Below are 15,690 nucleotides of genomic sequence, written 5' to 3' on the forward strand. Positions count from 1 at the left end.
AGCGAGTTTTTACAACTAAAAACTCGCTTTAAAGATTATGAAATATTTCTAATTTTAATGATATGTAATCTCTCGAACCAAAATCAATTTCGGAAATTCATTTATATATTCAATGCGTTCTACCCAATTTCCTTTTTGGTCAAATTTATAAACAAATTTCTTTTCTTCAACGAATGTATCATTTCCATCAAAAATACGTTGTCCAATTTCATTTCCCAAATTATCATATTTGAATATTGTCTTTTGTACTAATGTGTTATTTTTGTATAAATCAGTTTGCAAAAGTCTTCCTTGTTTATCATAAGTATACTTTTCACAGTTTTCAGGTTGTTCTTCTTGTTTGTTATATTTGCAAAGTTCTACTACTTTTCCTATATTGTTATAACTATATGTATATTTACCACACGGGGTATTTTTAAATCGGGTACATACTTCTTCTATTTCTCTTCCTTTTGCATCATTTTTGTAAGTAAAAGAATTAGTTAGTTCGCCTTTGGCATTATAACTATTATATGCTATTTTAAAGCCATTAGTATCATATACGTACAGGTTTTTTTGAAAAATTTTCCCATGTGAATCATAAATATCTCGAGTGGTACGTTTACGTTTTGCATTGTATTTGAAGATAACTTTCTGATTGAGTTTTCCTGTTTTATCGTGATAATTAGTTTCTGTTTTGTAACCTTCTTTGTCAAAAACAGAGATAATGTCACCTCTCCAAAAATCAGCTTTGTCTCCTTTTTCTATAACACCAAAACTCTCAACAACTTTATAAGGAGTGATGTAAATAGATTGTACATTAGCTTTCAAACCAAGCTCTTTTAGGTGGCTAACAGGCTTCTCTGGCAATACCATTTGTCCCATAGCAATATTACACATAACAAGTGCAATTGTTAATAAAATATTAGTTTTCATTAGTAAAAAAGTTATTTATATATTTATTTAATAAAAAATGTTTCTCTGGGCAAAGTTACATAAAAAAATTAAATAAAAAAACTAAGTTTGTAAAATTTAAACAAAAAATAATAATAAACTAAAAAAATAAGTCTTAAAGAAGTATTATTTTTTAAGTTTTTAAATAAAAAAATGTAATTTTGCCTGCTCTAATTTATTATTATGGAAATATTTTTCTCATTATTAGCATCATTGCTAATACTAATAGGTATTATAGGAGTTATTGTACCTGCTTTACCTGGGGTTATTTTATGTTATATCGGGATATTATTACATTATTTTTTAGGCTCGGGAACAATTTCTTGGGTTTGGCTACTTATTTTTGGGATTTTGACTATTTTTACATTAGTACTTAACTATATTATTCCTCTTAAAACAACTCGAAAATATGGAGGAAGCAAATGGGGCGATATAGGTGGATTAGTCGGAATGCTTGTTGGTTTTTTTTGGATTCCCGTACCATTTGGTTTTCTTATCGGAATGTTTGCCGGTGTTTTTCTGGGTGAATATGTACAGAATAAGAAAGCCAAAACAGCATTCAAAGCGACCAAAGGAGCATTGATTGGTTTTTTGTATAGCACAACATTTAGTTTCTTGGTAGGGCTTTCGATGTTAGTCGTTCAACTATATTATTTTATATTAGGATAATCGTTTATGTAAAAAATTATTTTTTTAAATATTTTTGTTTTTAAATTATTAAAAATCAAACATTTAGTAATTTCATATTAAAAATATTTATTTTTTAAAGAAGAAAAATTTGCATAATAAAAAAAAAGTTGTAATTTTGCACTCGCATTTTGAAAATCATAATTCATTCAATTTGGCCCGTTCGTCTATCGGTTAGGACGCCAGGTTTTCATCCTGGTAAGAAGGGTTCGATTCCCTTACGGGCTACAAATCAAAATATTAAAAATTAGTATTAGGTCCGTTCGTCTAGGGGTTAGGACGCCAGGTTTTCATCCTGGTAACAGGGGTTCGATTCCCCTACGGACTACAATTATTGTGGTGTAAATCTTTACTTAATAAAATTAAAAGAATTGAGAAATGGCAAATCATAAGTCAGCATTAAAAAGAATTAGAAGAAACGAAGCTGTTCGTTTGAGAAATCGTTACCAACATAAAACAACACGTAATGCTATTAAGCGTCTACGTAATACAGAAGATGCTAATGTAGCAAAAGAACTTCTACCGACTGTTGTTTCTATGATTGATAAACTAGCAAAAAAGAATATTATTCATAAAAATAAAGCAGGAAACTTAAAAAGTAACTTGACAAAACATGTCAATAAATTAGTGGCTTAGTTCGAAAAAATTGTTTCATAAGTATAATATATTTAATAGATTTTTGGAAAAGATTATCCCTATGGATAATCTTTTCTTTTTAATAAAATAAGTAATAGTAATTGATTTGTAAGTGTTAACTTTTACAAATGATGTAAATAACAATATATATCATAAAAAATCCATCTGTCTATTGAGTCGAATATTCAAAAGTTAAAAAAATTAGATAAAAAACTTTTTAATTCATAAAAAAAAACTATCTTTGCCCAAGATTAACATATAAATTTTTATAAGTATGAAAAAAAATTCTTTTTTGCTTAGTTAGTATTTTCTTTATTACAACCTCTTGTAATAATAAAGATGATGATGGGGATACAACTCCTCCACTATCTACAACACAAATCGTATTTGGAACCAAGAATGACTTGGAAAAATACAATGTTCCCAAAACAATACCAATCAATTATTTTGGGTATAAAAATATGTGTATTATACCCGATGATGAAAATTCTATAAAATTATCAAATGTAAAATTAAATGAGTTTTATCAGAAGTATACCTTTGTAAATGTTGAAAAGAAAGAAATTACACATACCTCAGATGGGATAGCTTTTGTTTCTGAAGAACATCGTTTGAAGTATCTTAGAAAACCATTGAAATTTGAAGTAGATTGCAGACTAACAATGCCTGTTGCTTCATCAGGAAATATAATATATGGTCTGATGGAGAAAGAACGAATAGTAGCTTTTTATACTTTTAAAAGTGGAATAGCAGAATATAAAAAAGGAGATGGATATTTGTACGAAACATCCAATTTTTATGTATTTCCGACCGATGAAGCCTATAGAGAATATCTTAGTATTCTTAAATCAATTCATTATGACCCAACAGAAATATATAAATTTGTAGATGCTCACAAGCCTGCATTGCCTTTGGTTTTATTAGGATTTAGAGATGAAGATATTCCAAAAAGTGTCCCCAAAACAACGTCATATAATAACCAAAATTCAAATCCATTTACTTTTTATAATTCAGAAACTCGTATGTATATATTGAATGACAGATATAAAGATACTTATATAGGTAAATATAGATTTGAACCCTACAATAAATGGGAATGTTAATACAGGACAGTTTATGCATGAACCTATTGTTATAGAAAATCTTGAAAAAGCTTATGAACCTAATTCACAGCGAGATGATAAATATTTAGCCTTATATATAGGAGGAGTATATGGACGTAGAGTAAATTTAGATAATAGTACAAGAATAAAACTCATGGAAGGAGAAAAAATAATTTCATTTTATTGGGGTGGGCTTTTAGATGCTTTTATTTTATTTCCTAATATAGAGTCATATAAAGAATATGAAGCTATTCTCAAAGATATTATTAAAAACAAACCAGCGCAAGACCTTATTTTCATCAAATAACGAATGGAAAATTACAAAAAACTCTATTTTTTAAATAGAGTTTTTTTTGTGAATTTTTTTCATTTTTTATTGTATAAAAATGAAAAAAAGACTAACTTTGTCTGTTGAACAATTAGATTATTTAATAATAAAAATTACATATATTATGGACAAGATGTTAGAACATAGTAAAGAAGTAGCAAAAATGTGGTTGTCTCCCATTTTTGATGACCAAACCCAAGACAAAGTGAGAGATTTACTTGAAAATAATCTTGAAGAACTTAAAGAATGTTTTCATAAAAACTTGGAATTTGGAACTGGAGGTATGCGTGGAATTATGGGGATTGGAACCAATCGAATCAACCGATATACGCTTGGAAAAAATACTCAAGGACTGAGCAATTATCTCAAAAAAGTGTTTGCTAATGAACAAATAAAAGTAGCAATTGCTTATGATTGTCGTCATAACTCACAAACACTTGCCAAAGTTGTTGCCGATGTATTTTCTGCCAATGGAATAAAAGTATATCTTTTCTCAGAATTAAGACCAACACCTGAACTTTCGTTTGCAGTTCGTTACCTGAAATGTCATTGTGGAATAGTCTTAACAGCATCTCATAATCCGCCAGAATACAATGGTTACAAGGTATATTGGGCTGATGGTGGGCAGATTGTTCCTCCGCAAGATATGGAGGTTGTTAAAACTATTGACCAATTACAATTTTCAGATATTAACTTCAATGCTAATGAAAATCTGATTGAAAAAATAGATACTCAAATAGATGAGGCTTTTGCTGATGCATCGTTAGAAAATGCAAATTTCAATGCGCCCGACAAAGACAAATTTAGCATTGTATTTACTTCATTGCACGGAACCTCCATCACAATGGTTCCACAAGTATTGGAGCGAGCAGGATTCAAAAATGTGCATATTGTAAAGGAACAATCCCAACCCAATGGAGATTTTCCAACGGTAAAATCACCCAATCCTGAAGAACCCGAAGCTCTTACAATGGCACTTAAAAAAGCAGACGAAATAGGAGCTGATATCGTAATAGGAACTGACCCTGATTGTGATAGAATAGGAGTAGCAGTGCGTGATTTAGATGGAAAAATGGTTCTTCTTAACGGAAATCAGACGATGATAATGATGACTAAGTTTTTACTAGACCGCTGGAAAGAAAAAGGCTTTAAAGGAAATGAATTTATCGCATCTACGATTGTTTCTACTCCAATGATGAGTGAAATTGCTAATGCTTATGGTGTAGAATGTAAAGTAGGACTTACTGGCTTTAAATGGATCGCTAAAATGATTAAAGATTTTCCTCAGCAAAAATTTGTTGGAGGTGGTGAGGAAAGTTTCGGGTTTATGGTTGGAGATTTTGTTCGAGATAAAGATGCTGTTACAGCTACTCTTTTGGCGTGCGAAATTGGTGCAACTGCCAAAGCCAAAGGAAGTTCTTTCTATAAAGAGTTATTAAAAGCATATACCGAATTTGGTCTATTCAAAGAACGCTTGATTTCGCTGGTTCGCAAGGGAATTAGTGGTTCTCAAGAAATAGCACAAATGATGATTGACCTTAGAGAAAATCCACTTCGAGAAATTGCAGGTGAAAAAGTTGTAATGATTGAAGATTATCAATCGTCGGTAGCACGAGATTTAATTCGTGAGGAAGAACATTTTATAGATATCCCTAAATCGAATGTACTTATTTATTATACTGAAAAAGGTAGCAAAATTGCAGCTCGACCAAGTGGTACAGAACCTAAAATTAAGTTTTATTTCAGTGTAAATTGTCCTCTTGAAAGTATTGAAAAATTTTCAGAAACCGATAAAAAATTAGATAAAAAAATCAATACGATTATTAAAGAAATGAAACTTGAATAAAAATAATTTTTATTGAATATAATCAAAAAAACGCTTTATAAGGCGTTTTTTTTTGATTTTTGTGAAAAAAATACATTTTTTTATCTGTATATCCGTTTAGTGTAATAAATGATTTTTTTTGTAATAATTTATCAAAAATATGAAAATATAACTATTTGGTTTTCAGTTATATATCTTTACATTTGACTTATAAAATTTAGCAATTATATTCTTTTATTAGTAATAACGGAGATACATTTTTTTTTATTACTTTTCCTTTTATTATTCAATATTTTTTTATAATTTTGCCACAACTTATTTAAAACATCTAACAATTATTACATCTAACTTAAATTTTATGAGAATATGAAAAAAACATTCTATTCAATGCTCTTGCTATGTGTTTTTTTTAGCCAAAACTTGTTGGCTGATGATACTCCCAAAAAAACACAAAATCACTTGAAAGATTTGAATCTTAAAGGAAATGTGAAAACTTTTAAACTAACACCTTACAAAGCCGTTGATTATTTTGGAAAAATAATTAAAGGTAACAAACAAGATTTCTGGAATGGTGATGTGGTTATTGTTTTTGACCAAGAAGGATTCAAGACAGAAACGAATCGGTACAACAAAATAGGACAACTTTCTCAAAAAGTTATCTACAAGTATGACGAACAAGGGAAACGAACTACCCGTGATGTATACAATTCGTTTGGAAAAGTACAAGTCAAATTCTTGTATGTATATGATGACAAAGGTAATAAAGTTGCCTATAACAGCTACTCACCTACTGGAGAACTTAATGACACTTATTCTTATGTGAATGACGAAAAAGGACGTATCTTGGAAGAACTTTGGACAAAAAGCGATAAATCGTTCGGCTCCAAATATACCTACAAATACGATCCGAAAACAAATCATTTGATAGAAACCTGTCAATATACGAAATCTGAAACAGAAATTGATAATTGTACACGATACAAATACAATAACAAAACGGGGCTTATTACAGAAATTGAAATTTACAATTCTGAAAATGTCTTAATTCGTAAAACTGTTATCTCTTATGATGAAAAAGGCAATGAGAAAAGTTTGAAAAACTTCAACAAAGATGGTGATTTTATTGACGAAAAAGAATATTCGTATGTGTATGACAACAATGGAAATTGGATAGAACGTACTGAATATGTAAATCAGTTTCCGAAATCTATTATTGAACGAGAAATTACATATTATTAAAATTTTATTTGTTTGAAAAAATGGATTACCCAGAGTAATCCATTTTTTTTTATTCTAACCTAAAACGATTACGCTGACTTATCAAGAATAAAAGTCAGAAATGTTTTTGAAAATTCTTTTTTATTTCTATATTTGCACTACTAAAAAATAAGAATCATAAATTTAAGTATTCTATTTTTTATACTTAATTAGTTGCGGAAAAAATTTATATGAATTTGACAACTTAATTTTTCGAATACAAATATACTATACAATTTTGAGTATTATCCTAAATAAAATAAGTAAAATAAGATATAAAAATAACATATATGAAAGTAACAGTTGTAGGAGCAGGTGCTGTGGGCGCAAGTTGTGCTGAGTACATTGCTATTAAAAACTTCGCTTCGGAAGTAGTTTTGGTTGATATCAAAGAAGGATTTGCCGAAGGGAAAGCTATGGATTTGATGCAAACAGCATCACTTAATGGATTTGATACAAAAATTACAGGAGTAACCAACGATTACTCTAAAACGGCTGGTAGTGATGTAGCTGTTATCACTTCGGGAATTCCTCGAAAACCAGGAATGACTCGTGAAGAGCTTATCGGAACTAATGCCAACATTGTCAAATCGGTTGTAGAACAATTAGTAAAGCATTCGCCAAATGTTATTGTTATCGTAGTTAGTAACCCAATGGATACAATGACGTACTTGGTACATAAAGCAACTAAATTGCCTAAAAATCGTATTTTAGGTATGGGTGGTGCTTTGGATAGCGCACGTTTCAAATACAGACTTGCTGAAGCACTTGATTGTCCTATTTCTGATGTTGATGGTATGGTAATTGCAGCTCATAGCGATACTGGTATGTTGCCACTTACTCGCTTGGCATCTCGTAATGGAGTACCTGTAAGCCAATTCCTTAGTCAAGAAAGACTCAATCAAGTAGCTGAAGATACTAAAGTTGGGGGAGCTACCCTTACTAAACTTTTGGGTACATCTGCTTGGTATGCGCCAGGAGCTGCCGTTTCGGCTATGGTACAAGCGATCGCTTGCGACCAGAAAAAAATGTTCCCTTGCTCTACCCTATTGGAAGGAGAATATGGACTTTCTGATATTTGCTTAGGAGTTCCTGTACTTGTTGGAAAAAATGGTATTGAACAAATCGTTACTATCGATTTGAATGATGCTGAAAAAGCAAAATTCAAAGAAAATGCAGAAGCAGTACGTGAAGTAAATAAAGCTCTTGATAGCGTAATTTAGAATTTTTATTTTTTTTTCATAACAAAAAATAGGTGGTTTTAAAAACCACCTATTTAATTTTATCTTTTACTATTATTTAAGCATTATAAGCTAATAAAAAAATTAGTGCAACTATAAACGCAATTCCTCCCACAATTACCACGCCCAAAAGCCAAAACAAAAGTTTATTTGTCTGCTCCATTCTTTTATCTAAATGTTCAACTGCTTGTGTAAATTCTTTCATATCCTGTTTTGTTTTAAGGATAATAATTTTTAAAATAGTTTGTTTTTGCTCAGTGGCAATTTGTCAGTTTCTTTTATTATTTTTTTCGAGATATTTTTCTAATGCTACGGTCATAGAAGGCGCTTCGGAAATGGGCGCTTGTATATCGACTATCAGACCTGCTTTTTGAGCTGCTTCAAGAGTAGAACTTCCAAAAGTAGCTATTCTAATATCATTTTGTTTAAAATCGGGAAAATTCTTAAACAAAGACTCAATGCCAGCGGGGCTAAAAAAAGCAACAATATCGTATTTAATATTTTTCAAATCACTAAGATCAGAATAGACTGTTTTATAAAAAACTCCTCTTTTCCAGTTAATTTTCAGATCATTAAGTGCTTTTTCTACTTCTATTTTAAGTATATCAGAGGTAGGAAACAAAAATTTTTCTTCTTTATGTTTTTTAATAATTGGTATTAACTCACTAAAATCTCGTTTTCCTACATAAATTTTTCTTTTTCTATAAGTTATATATTTTTGTAGATAATAAGCAACCGCTTCAGATTGACAAAAGTACTTCATCGTATCGGGTACCTTAAAGCGCATTTCTTCTGCTACTCTAAAAAAATGATCCACAGCCTTTCGACTTGTCATAATAATTGCTGTATGTTGTTGTAAATCAATCTTTTGAACTCGCAAATCTTTTCCTGACATACCTTGTACTTGGACAAACGGCTTAAAATCAACTTTTATTTTGTGTTTTTCGATAATTTGATGATATGGTGTACTATCAGCTTGTGCTGGTTGTGACACCAAAATAGATTTGACTCTCATAAAAACGAGTTTAATTTTGCTTTAATCAATATTTAATCAAATACCCTATGAAAATATAAGGTGCTATTTCAAAAGTGCAAAGATACAAAATAAAATAAAATAAATATGGTTTAATTGATTTTTTATATAATTTTATGAAAGAAAATAGCCCAAAAACAAGTATATATAGAAATATTATCAATGAAATATAGAAAAAATATCTATTAAAAGATACCCCATAAATAGTTATCATATTCAGTATAAAAAGTAAGAAACTAGCGTAATTTGAATAAGTTAACCTATTGAAAAAAAACATTTTTCCAAAATTTGATATATCAAAAATATAAATGATTAGATATTGTACTAACATTTTCAATAGTAAAAAAATCAATATTAAGAAAAAAATAACAAACTCAAAAGGTATTGGCAATGGAAAAAAATCAGTTGATAGTCCAAAAATATAAAAAAAAATATATACAGAAATACTCAGTGTAAGCCATTGAATTAGAAAAAATAACATTGTAAAAAACAATCGAACTTTTTCTTTTTTACCATATATTACAATATATCGGTCATTGAATATAAGCTGTAAAAATTCTTTGGTTTGATATGCATAATGCCTTTTGATAAAAGCAAAAAGCAATAAAATAATTACAAAAATAACAAATAACCAATTGTGAGATTGTGTATGTAAGTCAATCCAATTCACTATATACTAAGCATTTAAGATTTTAATTTATTTTTCTATAGTTGGAAGTTTTTCTAATTTTAGCGTATCTTTTTTCTGTGCAAGACTATCTTCTTTCTTTAACCGAAGTTGCACATTATCAATTATTTTGCTGTAAATATTGGGATGAGAAGCATAATAAATCATATTTTCGACTAATTGGAGACTATCTATTCCGTTTGTTTTGTAAAGAATTTCGTTCACATCAACAAAATGATTATCAAAAATATGTGCATCAACACTTTTGGCAGCATTAAGAATAGCCAAATCGTAGAGAATTTGCTCCATTTTTTCTTTTGGAATAAACTTTTGGGGCTTTTCAATTACATTTTGCCCACACGAAAAAAGTGCCAACACAATAATGTACAACCAATTATACTTCATTTTTTTATTTTAAAAATACACTGCAAAGTTATTATTTTTTTTTGTATCAAACATTTTTCTTGCAAAAAAGATAGCAAAATTTGTATTTTTATAAAAAGAAAAATGAATATAGAAAAGGAAAAATCTTTTCTATATTCATTTTTATTCATACTTAAAAATATTTAATCTATTCCAAAAAGACCAAATGTCATACGTGAGGTATCAAGTGTTATGGCATATTCTCCTTCTTTTTCTATATCCAATTCTATAATAAAAGAACTATTTTTGTATCGATACGCATTAAATGGCAGAAAATCAATATCTGCTGACTTGCTTCCTGCAAAAGTATGTGCTTCACTTACGACAACAAAACGAATTTTTCTATCTGCTTGTAACTGAAATATATTAAAAATTTCTTTTGGATCTATATTTGGGTTATCAACTTTGGTAAATAAACGTATTTTTCCTTTGGGTAATCGCACTGTTGATTTTCCTCCTTTTACGTAATTTCTTGTTTTGGCACTACCTATTCCAACTATATATACAGAAGCAGTAGCATTGGTTTTTACACTTGATTTTTGTGTTTCTAATGTATTGAGTATTGTACCATTTTCGTCAATATAATAAATTATTCCAACATATTGAGGCTCTGGTATATCAAATGTATAAGGAGAGTTTTCAACTGCAAGATTGTCAAACTTTTGCACTCTACCTAACTTGTATTTTATCTCCTTAATTTGGTTTGTAAAATAGCGATTTATTAGTGTTTCCTTTTCGTAACTAAAAATCACTTCAGAAAGGGTAACTTCTTTAATATTTGCTTTAATTTCCTCTCCATTTCTAAGAGTTATAACATCTTGTGCCTGCACACTTAAAAATCCTATTACAAAAAATACACTTATTAAAAATTTTTTTTTCATATCAATATTATTTAATTTTTTACTCTAATCAATAAGTTCTACCTTTTTCATTCATAAGTCGCCAACCTTTATCCTCTGTCTTATAAAACAGTACATCTTGTACTGAGAAGTCAGTTGGGTCATCTTCAAAAATAAAGAAAGGAGTTTTATCTTTTTTCTTAAACTTTGCTTTGGATGTTGCTGTTTTTTCTTCTTTTCTGATAAAAATATCGCTAATTTCGTCTAATTCAATCGTATAGGTTCTCATTTCATAACGTGTTTTCTCATCATCCGGAATTATTTTTAAAACAAAATCTTGTGATTTATTTGTCAAAGATATTATATAATACTTATCTATTGACCAACGTCCTCGCTCTTCTTCCTTGTATTCCATATTTAAGTATCTGTCAGCTGCCAATTTTTTGTACTTTTCAAGATTACCTCCCATCAGATAGTAACTATCTGCATTTATTTTTCCTGCATAAACAGCAACCTGTCCGTTTTTAGGTTTTTCTTTCAAATACTCCTCAACAATATCTTCTGCCTTAGAAGTTGTAAGATTTTCAGAGCAAGATGTTAATAAAAATCCTGTACATAACATAATAATAACTCATCTCATATCTGTCTAATTTTGTTAATTTTTACTATGCAAAATTACTACAAAAAGCGTATTATTGATTATTCAAAAAATAGATATTTTATTTCTTTTTTTGCATAAAATTTTATTGCTATGAATGTATTAGTTGGACAAAAAATAAAAAATTTACGAAAAAAGAAAAGACTTTCGCAAGAAGAAATTGCCGAGTACATACACACAGCACAATCAACTTATGCTCGTATTGAAAACGGAATTGGTAATTCGTGGGCAAATTACATTATGCCTCTTTGTGAATTATTTGATATTGAACCCGAAGATTTGTTAAAATCAGACCAAGTTATTATTCATAACACCAATCAAAGTACAGGTGTTTTCAAAGGAGCTTATATAATCAACGAACTCTCCGACAAACTTATTGAGCAATTTGAAAAACGTCTTGAAGAAAAAGATAATTATATTGCCGAACTTAAAGAAAAAATTACCTCATTAGAAAGAGAGAAATAATCCCCTTTTTCTAATGAGGCTCTATACAAAAATAAATTTCTTTCTAACGTTTAAAAAAGCGTTTTATCAACAATTTGCGTATAGGTTCATCATACAACTTCAAACAAAGATAAGCTAATACCATACACCCCATAACAAGCGCTAAAGCTCCATATATAGATTGGGTAAATGTCAAATTTTCATTTTTTACCCAAGCATAATATATATATATAAAAGGATAGTGTACCATATAAAGTGGATAAGATATATTTCCTAAAAATTTACATATTCGAGCAGTTAATGGAGTGGTTGTTGTTTCAGAAGCTCCAAAGATAACAAGCAATGGAAAAATAATCAATACACAAAACATTTCGTACAAGCCATTTGCCCAAAGATTTTCACTTCCTCCTATGCGAGGCATTGCCGTTAGTAAAATAAACACCAAACTTCCTATCCAAAAAATTCCTTGTATTTTGACAGGTTTAAATATACGCGATAGTAACAAACCTGCTGAAAATGAAAATAATAACCGAAATGAACCACCTATCATTTCTTGACCTGTCATTGTCCAACCTGCACAAATATCTCCATAAGGTCCCCAAATAGCAAATATAGCCAAGCCACACCCTGCCAAAGCTACCCATACCGAAAGTATTTTTGTAGGAAGTTTACGAAGAAAAAAGGCATACAAAATATTACCTATATATTCAAAAAATAAAGACCAACTGGGACCATTGAGCGGATACATCTCTCCTAAGCCTCGGATTTCGGTAGTGGGAGTGGCTGGAATTAAAAACATATTGAGTATCATAGCTCCTAAGAGCATCAATATTGATGTTTCTGAAACATTCCACTGCGAATAATCCTGAAAATAATACAAAACAGCACCTATAATTGCTCCCATAATTACCATAGGGTGTAAACGAATAATCCTACGTTTTATAAAATCTTTTATGCTTAATGTTCCCCACCGGTCGTTATAAGCATATCCTATAACAAATCCCGAAAGAACAAAAAAGAAATCTACTGCCAAATATCCGTGATTAACTATCTGGTCTAAATGGCTGGTTGCATAGGCTTCAAATATATGAAACCATACGACGATGATTGCTGCCACACCACGCAATCCATCAAGTATAAGATAATGAGGTTTAGCATCGGCAAATGCTACTGATGAAATTTTTGACATTTTTTATATGCTATTTAGCCTTGCAAAGGTACAAAATAAAACTAATTAGTAAATAACAATTCTCTATATTTTGTCATTGACCAAAGTTCATCATCAACAATTATTTCAAGTTTGTCGCAATGATAGCGAATGGTGTCAAAAAAAGGCTTTACTTCATTACAATACGCATAGGCTTTACTTGCTACGTCGGTAAGTTTGTTAGCTTTTTTGCGAACCTCAACCATTGCATCAACCTGATTATAAATCACCGCTATGTGTTGTGATATTCGGCGAATTAAATCCATTTGTTCTTCTGCGTATTGAATATAATCGTCTGCAAAAATATCTTTCAATCCACGAACGTTTTTGACTAAAATATTTTGATATTTAACCGCTGTGGGAACAATATGATTGCGAGCAATATCACCAATTATACGACTTTCTATCTGAATATTTTTCATATATTCTTCAAGTTCTATCTCATAGCGAGCCTCTATTTCAATATGATTGAGAATTTTCATTTCTTGAAAAAGTTTTATACTTTTCTCACTCACAAGTACTTTGAGTGCTTCGGGCGTGGTTTTATTGTTGCTAAGTCCGCGATTTTGAGCTTCTTTTTCCCACATTTGGCTATATCCATCGCCTTCAAAACGAATTTTCTTAGACGATTTTATATATTCTCTCAATACGTTAAAAATGGCTTCATCTTTTTTCAAATTTTTTGTTTCGATAAGAAAATCAACTTCTTTTTTAAATTCGGTTAATTGTTTAGCTACAATCATATTGAGTATCATCATTGGTTTTCCACAATTCGCCTTAGAACCTACGGCTCTAAATTCAAACTTATTCCCCGTAAAAGCAAAGGTTGAGGTACGATTTCTATCCGTATTATCAAGTAATACATCAGGTATTTTACCAACTACATTGAGTTTCAGTTCGGTTTTTTCTTCGGGAGAAAGTTTTCCATCAGAGACACCTTCCAATTCGTTTAAAACTTTGGTAAGTTGTTCGCCTATAAAAACCGAAACAATAGCAGGAGGAGCTTCATTAGCTCCCAAACGATGGTCATTACTTGCCGAAGCTACCGAAGCCCGAAGCAATTCTTCGTACTCTGCCACAGCTTTAATTGTATTTATGAAGAAGGTAAGAAATTGCAAATTTTTCATCGGAGTACTCCCTGGAGCAAGCAAATTAACGCCTGTATTGGTTGCTAAAGACCAATTATTATGCTTCCCCGAACCATTTATCCCCGCGAATGGTTTTTCGTGAAACAAGACAACAAAATTATGTTTTCCTGCTACTTTGTTCATTACATCCATCAGAAGTGAATTTTGATCAACAGCCAAATTCGCTTCTTCAAAAATAGGTGCTAATTCATATTGATTAGGTGCCACTTCGTTATGGCGAGTTTTCACCGGAATTCCAAGTTTTAAACATTCTATTTCGAGTTCTCGCATATAATTAAGAACTCTTTGCGGTATCGCTCCAAAATAATGGTCATCTAATTGTTGTCCTTTGGCAGGCGAATGTCCCAAAAGCGTTCTCCCTGCCAGTTTAATATCTGGACGAGAATGTGCTAAGGCTTTATCAATTAAAAAATATTCTTGTTCCCAACCCAGAGTTGCATTAACTTTGGTTACATTTTTATCAAAATATTTGGCAACATCGGTAGCTGCTATATCAATAGCTTGCAAAGCTCTAAGTAAAGGCGCTTTATGGTCAAGTGCTTCTCCGGTATATGATACGAATACGGTGGGAATACAAAGTACTGTTCCCAGAATAAAAGCGGGCGAAGTAGGGTCCCAAGCCGTATATCCTCGAGCTTCAAATGTATTTCTAATACCTCCATTAGGAAAACTTGACGCATCAGATTCTTGTTGTACGAGCTGACCTCCGCCAAATTTTTCGATGGCACGACCTCTCGTTATAGGTTCGAAAAAAGCATCATGTTTTTCGGCTGTTGTTCCCGTAAGTGGCTGAAACCAATGTGTATAATGCGTAGCCCCTTTCGATATTGCCCAATCACGCATTGCTGCTGCCACCTGGTCTGCTACTTTTCTATCTATTTTTTTTCCTTCATTCATAGCGCTCATTACACTATCAAAAGCATCTTTGGTCATATACTGACGCATAGCATCTTCATTGAAAACATTTTTCCCAAATAATTCCGAACGCTTTCCTTCTTCTTCAACAGTAACAGGTTCTCTATAAAGAACATCTTGCAAAGCATTAAAACGAATTTTTGACATAATACCCTATTTTTTTAGGGGCAAAATTAAAAAATACATACAAAAAAACAAAATAACCCCTTATATTTTTTCACCAAATTAAAAAATTTCTTTTCATTCCCTATCTTTCAAGTCAAACGCACGAAAATTATGAAGGAATGTCATTATGTAGTGTAACTATAAAATTTTAAAACTAAGTTTTTTGATAATTTTTTAAGCC

The 15,690-nt window shown here is 30.7% G+C and carries 17 protein-coding genes and 2 tRNA genes; 10 read left to right on the plus strand and 9 right to left on the minus strand.

Annotated features, from left to right (window positions below; genetic code table 11):
- Positions 1–54: 54 nt before the first annotated feature.
- Positions 55–915 carry a sugar-binding protein gene (locus OO775_RS07425; RefSeq protein ID WP_264846447.1) on the minus strand — a complete coding sequence of 287 codons (861 nt, stop codon included), beginning with the start codon at positions 913–915 and terminating at the stop codon, positions 55–57.
- Between the two features lie 201 nt (positions 916–1,116).
- Between OO775_RS07425 and OO775_RS07430 the strand changes: the two genes are divergently transcribed.
- The 9 genes from OO775_RS07430 to mdh all read left to right on the plus strand — a co-directional run bounded on the left by OO775_RS07430 (position 1,117) and on the right by mdh (position 7,992).
- Positions 1,117–1,602 carry a DUF456 domain-containing protein gene (locus OO775_RS07430; protein WP_264846448.1) on the plus strand — a complete coding sequence of 162 codons (486 nt, stop codon included), beginning with the start codon at positions 1,117–1,119 and terminating at the stop codon, positions 1,600–1,602.
- A gap of 174 nt (positions 1,603–1,776) precedes the next feature.
- Positions 1,777–1,848 (plus strand) — tRNA-Glu (locus OO775_RS07435).
- Positions 1,849–1,876: 28 nt separating this feature from the next.
- Positions 1,877–1,948, plus strand: a tRNA-Glu gene (locus tag OO775_RS07440).
- Between the two features lie 50 nt (positions 1,949–1,998).
- The gene (rpsT, locus tag OO775_RS07445) at positions 1,999–2,256 is read left to right on the plus strand and encodes a 30S ribosomal protein S20 (protein WP_264846449.1); all 258 of its coding nucleotides are present in this window, start codon (positions 1,999–2,001) and stop codon (positions 2,254–2,256) included.
- 461 nt (positions 2,257–2,717) lie between these two features.
- Complete coding sequence (locus tag OO775_RS07450; protein ID WP_264846450.1) at positions 2,718–3,359, plus strand: hypothetical protein; 642 nt, start codon at positions 2,718–2,720, stop codon at positions 3,357–3,359.
- Positions 3,331–3,666, plus strand: a complete 336-nt coding sequence (locus OO775_RS07455; RefSeq protein WP_264846451.1) for a hypothetical protein — start codon at positions 3,331–3,333, stop codon at positions 3,664–3,666. The genes OO775_RS07450 and OO775_RS07455 overlap by 29 nt, the downstream gene beginning before the upstream one ends.
- A gap of 145 nt (positions 3,667–3,811) precedes the next feature.
- Positions 3,812–5,533: a phospho-sugar mutase gene (locus tag OO775_RS07460; protein WP_264846514.1), complete on the plus strand. Its 1,722-nt coding sequence runs from the start codon at positions 3,812–3,814 to the stop codon at positions 5,531–5,533.
- A 345-nt stretch (positions 5,534–5,878) separates the two neighbouring features.
- Entirely contained in the window at positions 5,879–6,751 is an 873-nt protein-coding gene (locus tag OO775_RS07465; protein ID WP_264846452.1) for a sugar-binding protein, read from the plus strand.
- 308 nt (positions 6,752–7,059) lie between these two features.
- Positions 7,060–7,992, plus strand: coding sequence for a malate dehydrogenase (mdh, locus tag OO775_RS07470; protein ID WP_264846453.1), 933 nt, complete (start codon positions 7,060–7,062; stop codon positions 7,990–7,992).
- A gap of 76 nt (positions 7,993–8,068) precedes the next feature.
- Here mdh and OO775_RS07475 read toward each other — a convergent pair whose 3' ends face one another.
- From OO775_RS07475 to OO775_RS07495, 6 genes are all read right to left on the minus strand, one after another.
- Entirely contained in the window at positions 8,069–8,215 is a 147-nt protein-coding gene (locus OO775_RS07475; RefSeq protein WP_264846454.1) for a hypothetical protein, read from the minus strand.
- A gap of 63 nt (positions 8,216–8,278) precedes the next feature.
- Positions 8,279–9,025 carry a uroporphyrinogen-III synthase gene (locus OO775_RS07480; RefSeq protein WP_264846455.1) on the minus strand — a complete coding sequence of 249 codons (747 nt, stop codon included), beginning with the start codon at positions 9,023–9,025 and terminating at the stop codon, positions 8,279–8,281.
- Between the two features lie 25 nt (positions 9,026–9,050).
- The gene (locus OO775_RS14140) at positions 9,051–9,713 is read right to left on the minus strand and encodes a DUF4271 domain-containing protein (protein WP_373874557.1); all 663 of its coding nucleotides are present in this window, start codon (positions 9,711–9,713) and stop codon (positions 9,051–9,053) included.
- Between the two features lie 27 nt (positions 9,714–9,740).
- Positions 9,741–10,115, minus strand: a complete 375-nt coding sequence (locus OO775_RS07485) for a DUF4296 domain-containing protein (protein ID WP_264846456.1) — start codon at positions 10,113–10,115, stop codon at positions 9,741–9,743.
- A gap of 161 nt (positions 10,116–10,276) precedes the next feature.
- Positions 10,277–11,014, minus strand: coding sequence for a hypothetical protein (locus OO775_RS07490; RefSeq protein WP_264846457.1), 738 nt, complete (start codon positions 11,012–11,014; stop codon positions 10,277–10,279).
- A 28-nt stretch (positions 11,015–11,042) separates the two neighbouring features.
- On the minus strand, positions 11,043–11,594 hold the full coding sequence (locus OO775_RS07495) for a hypothetical protein (protein ID WP_264846458.1): 552 nt from the start codon (positions 11,592–11,594) through the stop codon (positions 11,043–11,045).
- A gap of 129 nt (positions 11,595–11,723) precedes the next feature.
- Between OO775_RS07495 and OO775_RS07500 the strand changes: the two genes are divergently transcribed.
- The gene (locus OO775_RS07500; RefSeq protein WP_264846459.1) at positions 11,724–12,095 is read left to right on the plus strand and encodes a helix-turn-helix domain-containing protein; all 372 of its coding nucleotides are present in this window, start codon (positions 11,724–11,726) and stop codon (positions 12,093–12,095) included.
- A 43-nt stretch (positions 12,096–12,138) separates the two neighbouring features.
- Here OO775_RS07500 and OO775_RS07505 read toward each other — a convergent pair whose 3' ends face one another.
- Positions 12,139–13,263, minus strand: coding sequence for an acyltransferase family protein (locus OO775_RS07505; protein ID WP_264846460.1), 1,125 nt, complete (start codon positions 13,261–13,263; stop codon positions 12,139–12,141).
- Between the two features lie 41 nt (positions 13,264–13,304).
- Positions 13,305–15,491 carry a glutamine synthetase III family protein gene (locus tag OO775_RS07510; RefSeq protein WP_264846461.1) on the minus strand — a complete coding sequence of 729 codons (2,187 nt, stop codon included), beginning with the start codon at positions 15,489–15,491 and terminating at the stop codon, positions 13,305–13,307.
- Positions 15,492–15,690: the final 199 nt, after the last annotated feature.

It is taken from the genome of Capnocytophaga catalasegens (assembly GCF_026005215.1).
In the GTDB taxonomy this organism is placed as follows: domain Bacteria; phylum Bacteroidota; class Bacteroidia; order Flavobacteriales; family Flavobacteriaceae; genus Capnocytophaga; species Capnocytophaga catalasegens.

Coding starts and splice junctions, on each gene's coding strand:
- OO775_RS07425 (WP_264846447.1), bottom strand. CDS start 915: ATGAAAACTAATATTTTATTAACAATTGCACTTGTTATGTGTAATATT.
- OO775_RS07430 (WP_264846448.1), top strand. CDS start 1,117: ATGGAAATATTTTTCTCATTATTAGCATCATTGCTAATACTAATAGGT.
- rpsT (WP_264846449.1), top strand. CDS start 1,999: ATGGCAAATCATAAGTCAGCATTAAAAAGAATTAGAAGAAACGAAGCT.
- OO775_RS07450 (WP_264846450.1), top strand. CDS start 2,718: ATGTGTATTATACCCGATGATGAAAATTCTATAAAATTATCAAATGTA.
- OO775_RS07460 (WP_264846514.1), top strand. CDS start 3,812: ATGGACAAGATGTTAGAACATAGTAAAGAAGTAGCAAAAATGTGGTTG.
- OO775_RS07465 (WP_264846452.1), top strand. CDS start 5,879: ATGAAAAAAACATTCTATTCAATGCTCTTGCTATGTGTTTTTTTTAGC.
- mdh (WP_264846453.1), top strand. CDS start 7,060: ATGAAAGTAACAGTTGTAGGAGCAGGTGCTGTGGGCGCAAGTTGTGCT.
- OO775_RS07475 (WP_264846454.1), bottom strand. CDS start 8,215: ATGAAAGAATTTACACAAGCAGTTGAACATTTAGATAAAAGAATGGAG.
- OO775_RS07480 (WP_264846455.1), bottom strand. CDS start 9,025: ATGAGAGTCAAATCTATTTTGGTGTCACAACCAGCACAAGCTGATAGT.
- OO775_RS07485 (WP_264846456.1), bottom strand. CDS start 10,115: ATGAAGTATAATTGGTTGTACATTATTGTGTTGGCACTTTTTTCGTGT.
- OO775_RS07490 (WP_264846457.1), bottom strand. CDS start 11,014: ATGAAAAAAAAATTTTTAATAAGTGTATTTTTTGTAATAGGATTTTTA.
- OO775_RS07495 (WP_264846458.1), bottom strand. CDS start 11,594: ATGTTATGTACAGGATTTTTATTAACATCTTGCTCTGAAAATCTTACA.
- OO775_RS07500 (WP_264846459.1), top strand. CDS start 11,724: ATGAATGTATTAGTTGGACAAAAAATAAAAAATTTACGAAAAAAGAAA.
- OO775_RS07505 (WP_264846460.1), bottom strand. CDS start 13,263: ATGTCAAAAATTTCATCAGTAGCATTTGCCGATGCTAAACCTCATTAT.
- OO775_RS07510 (WP_264846461.1), bottom strand. CDS start 15,491: ATGTCAAAAATTCGTTTTAATGCTTTGCAAGATGTTCTTTATAGAGAA.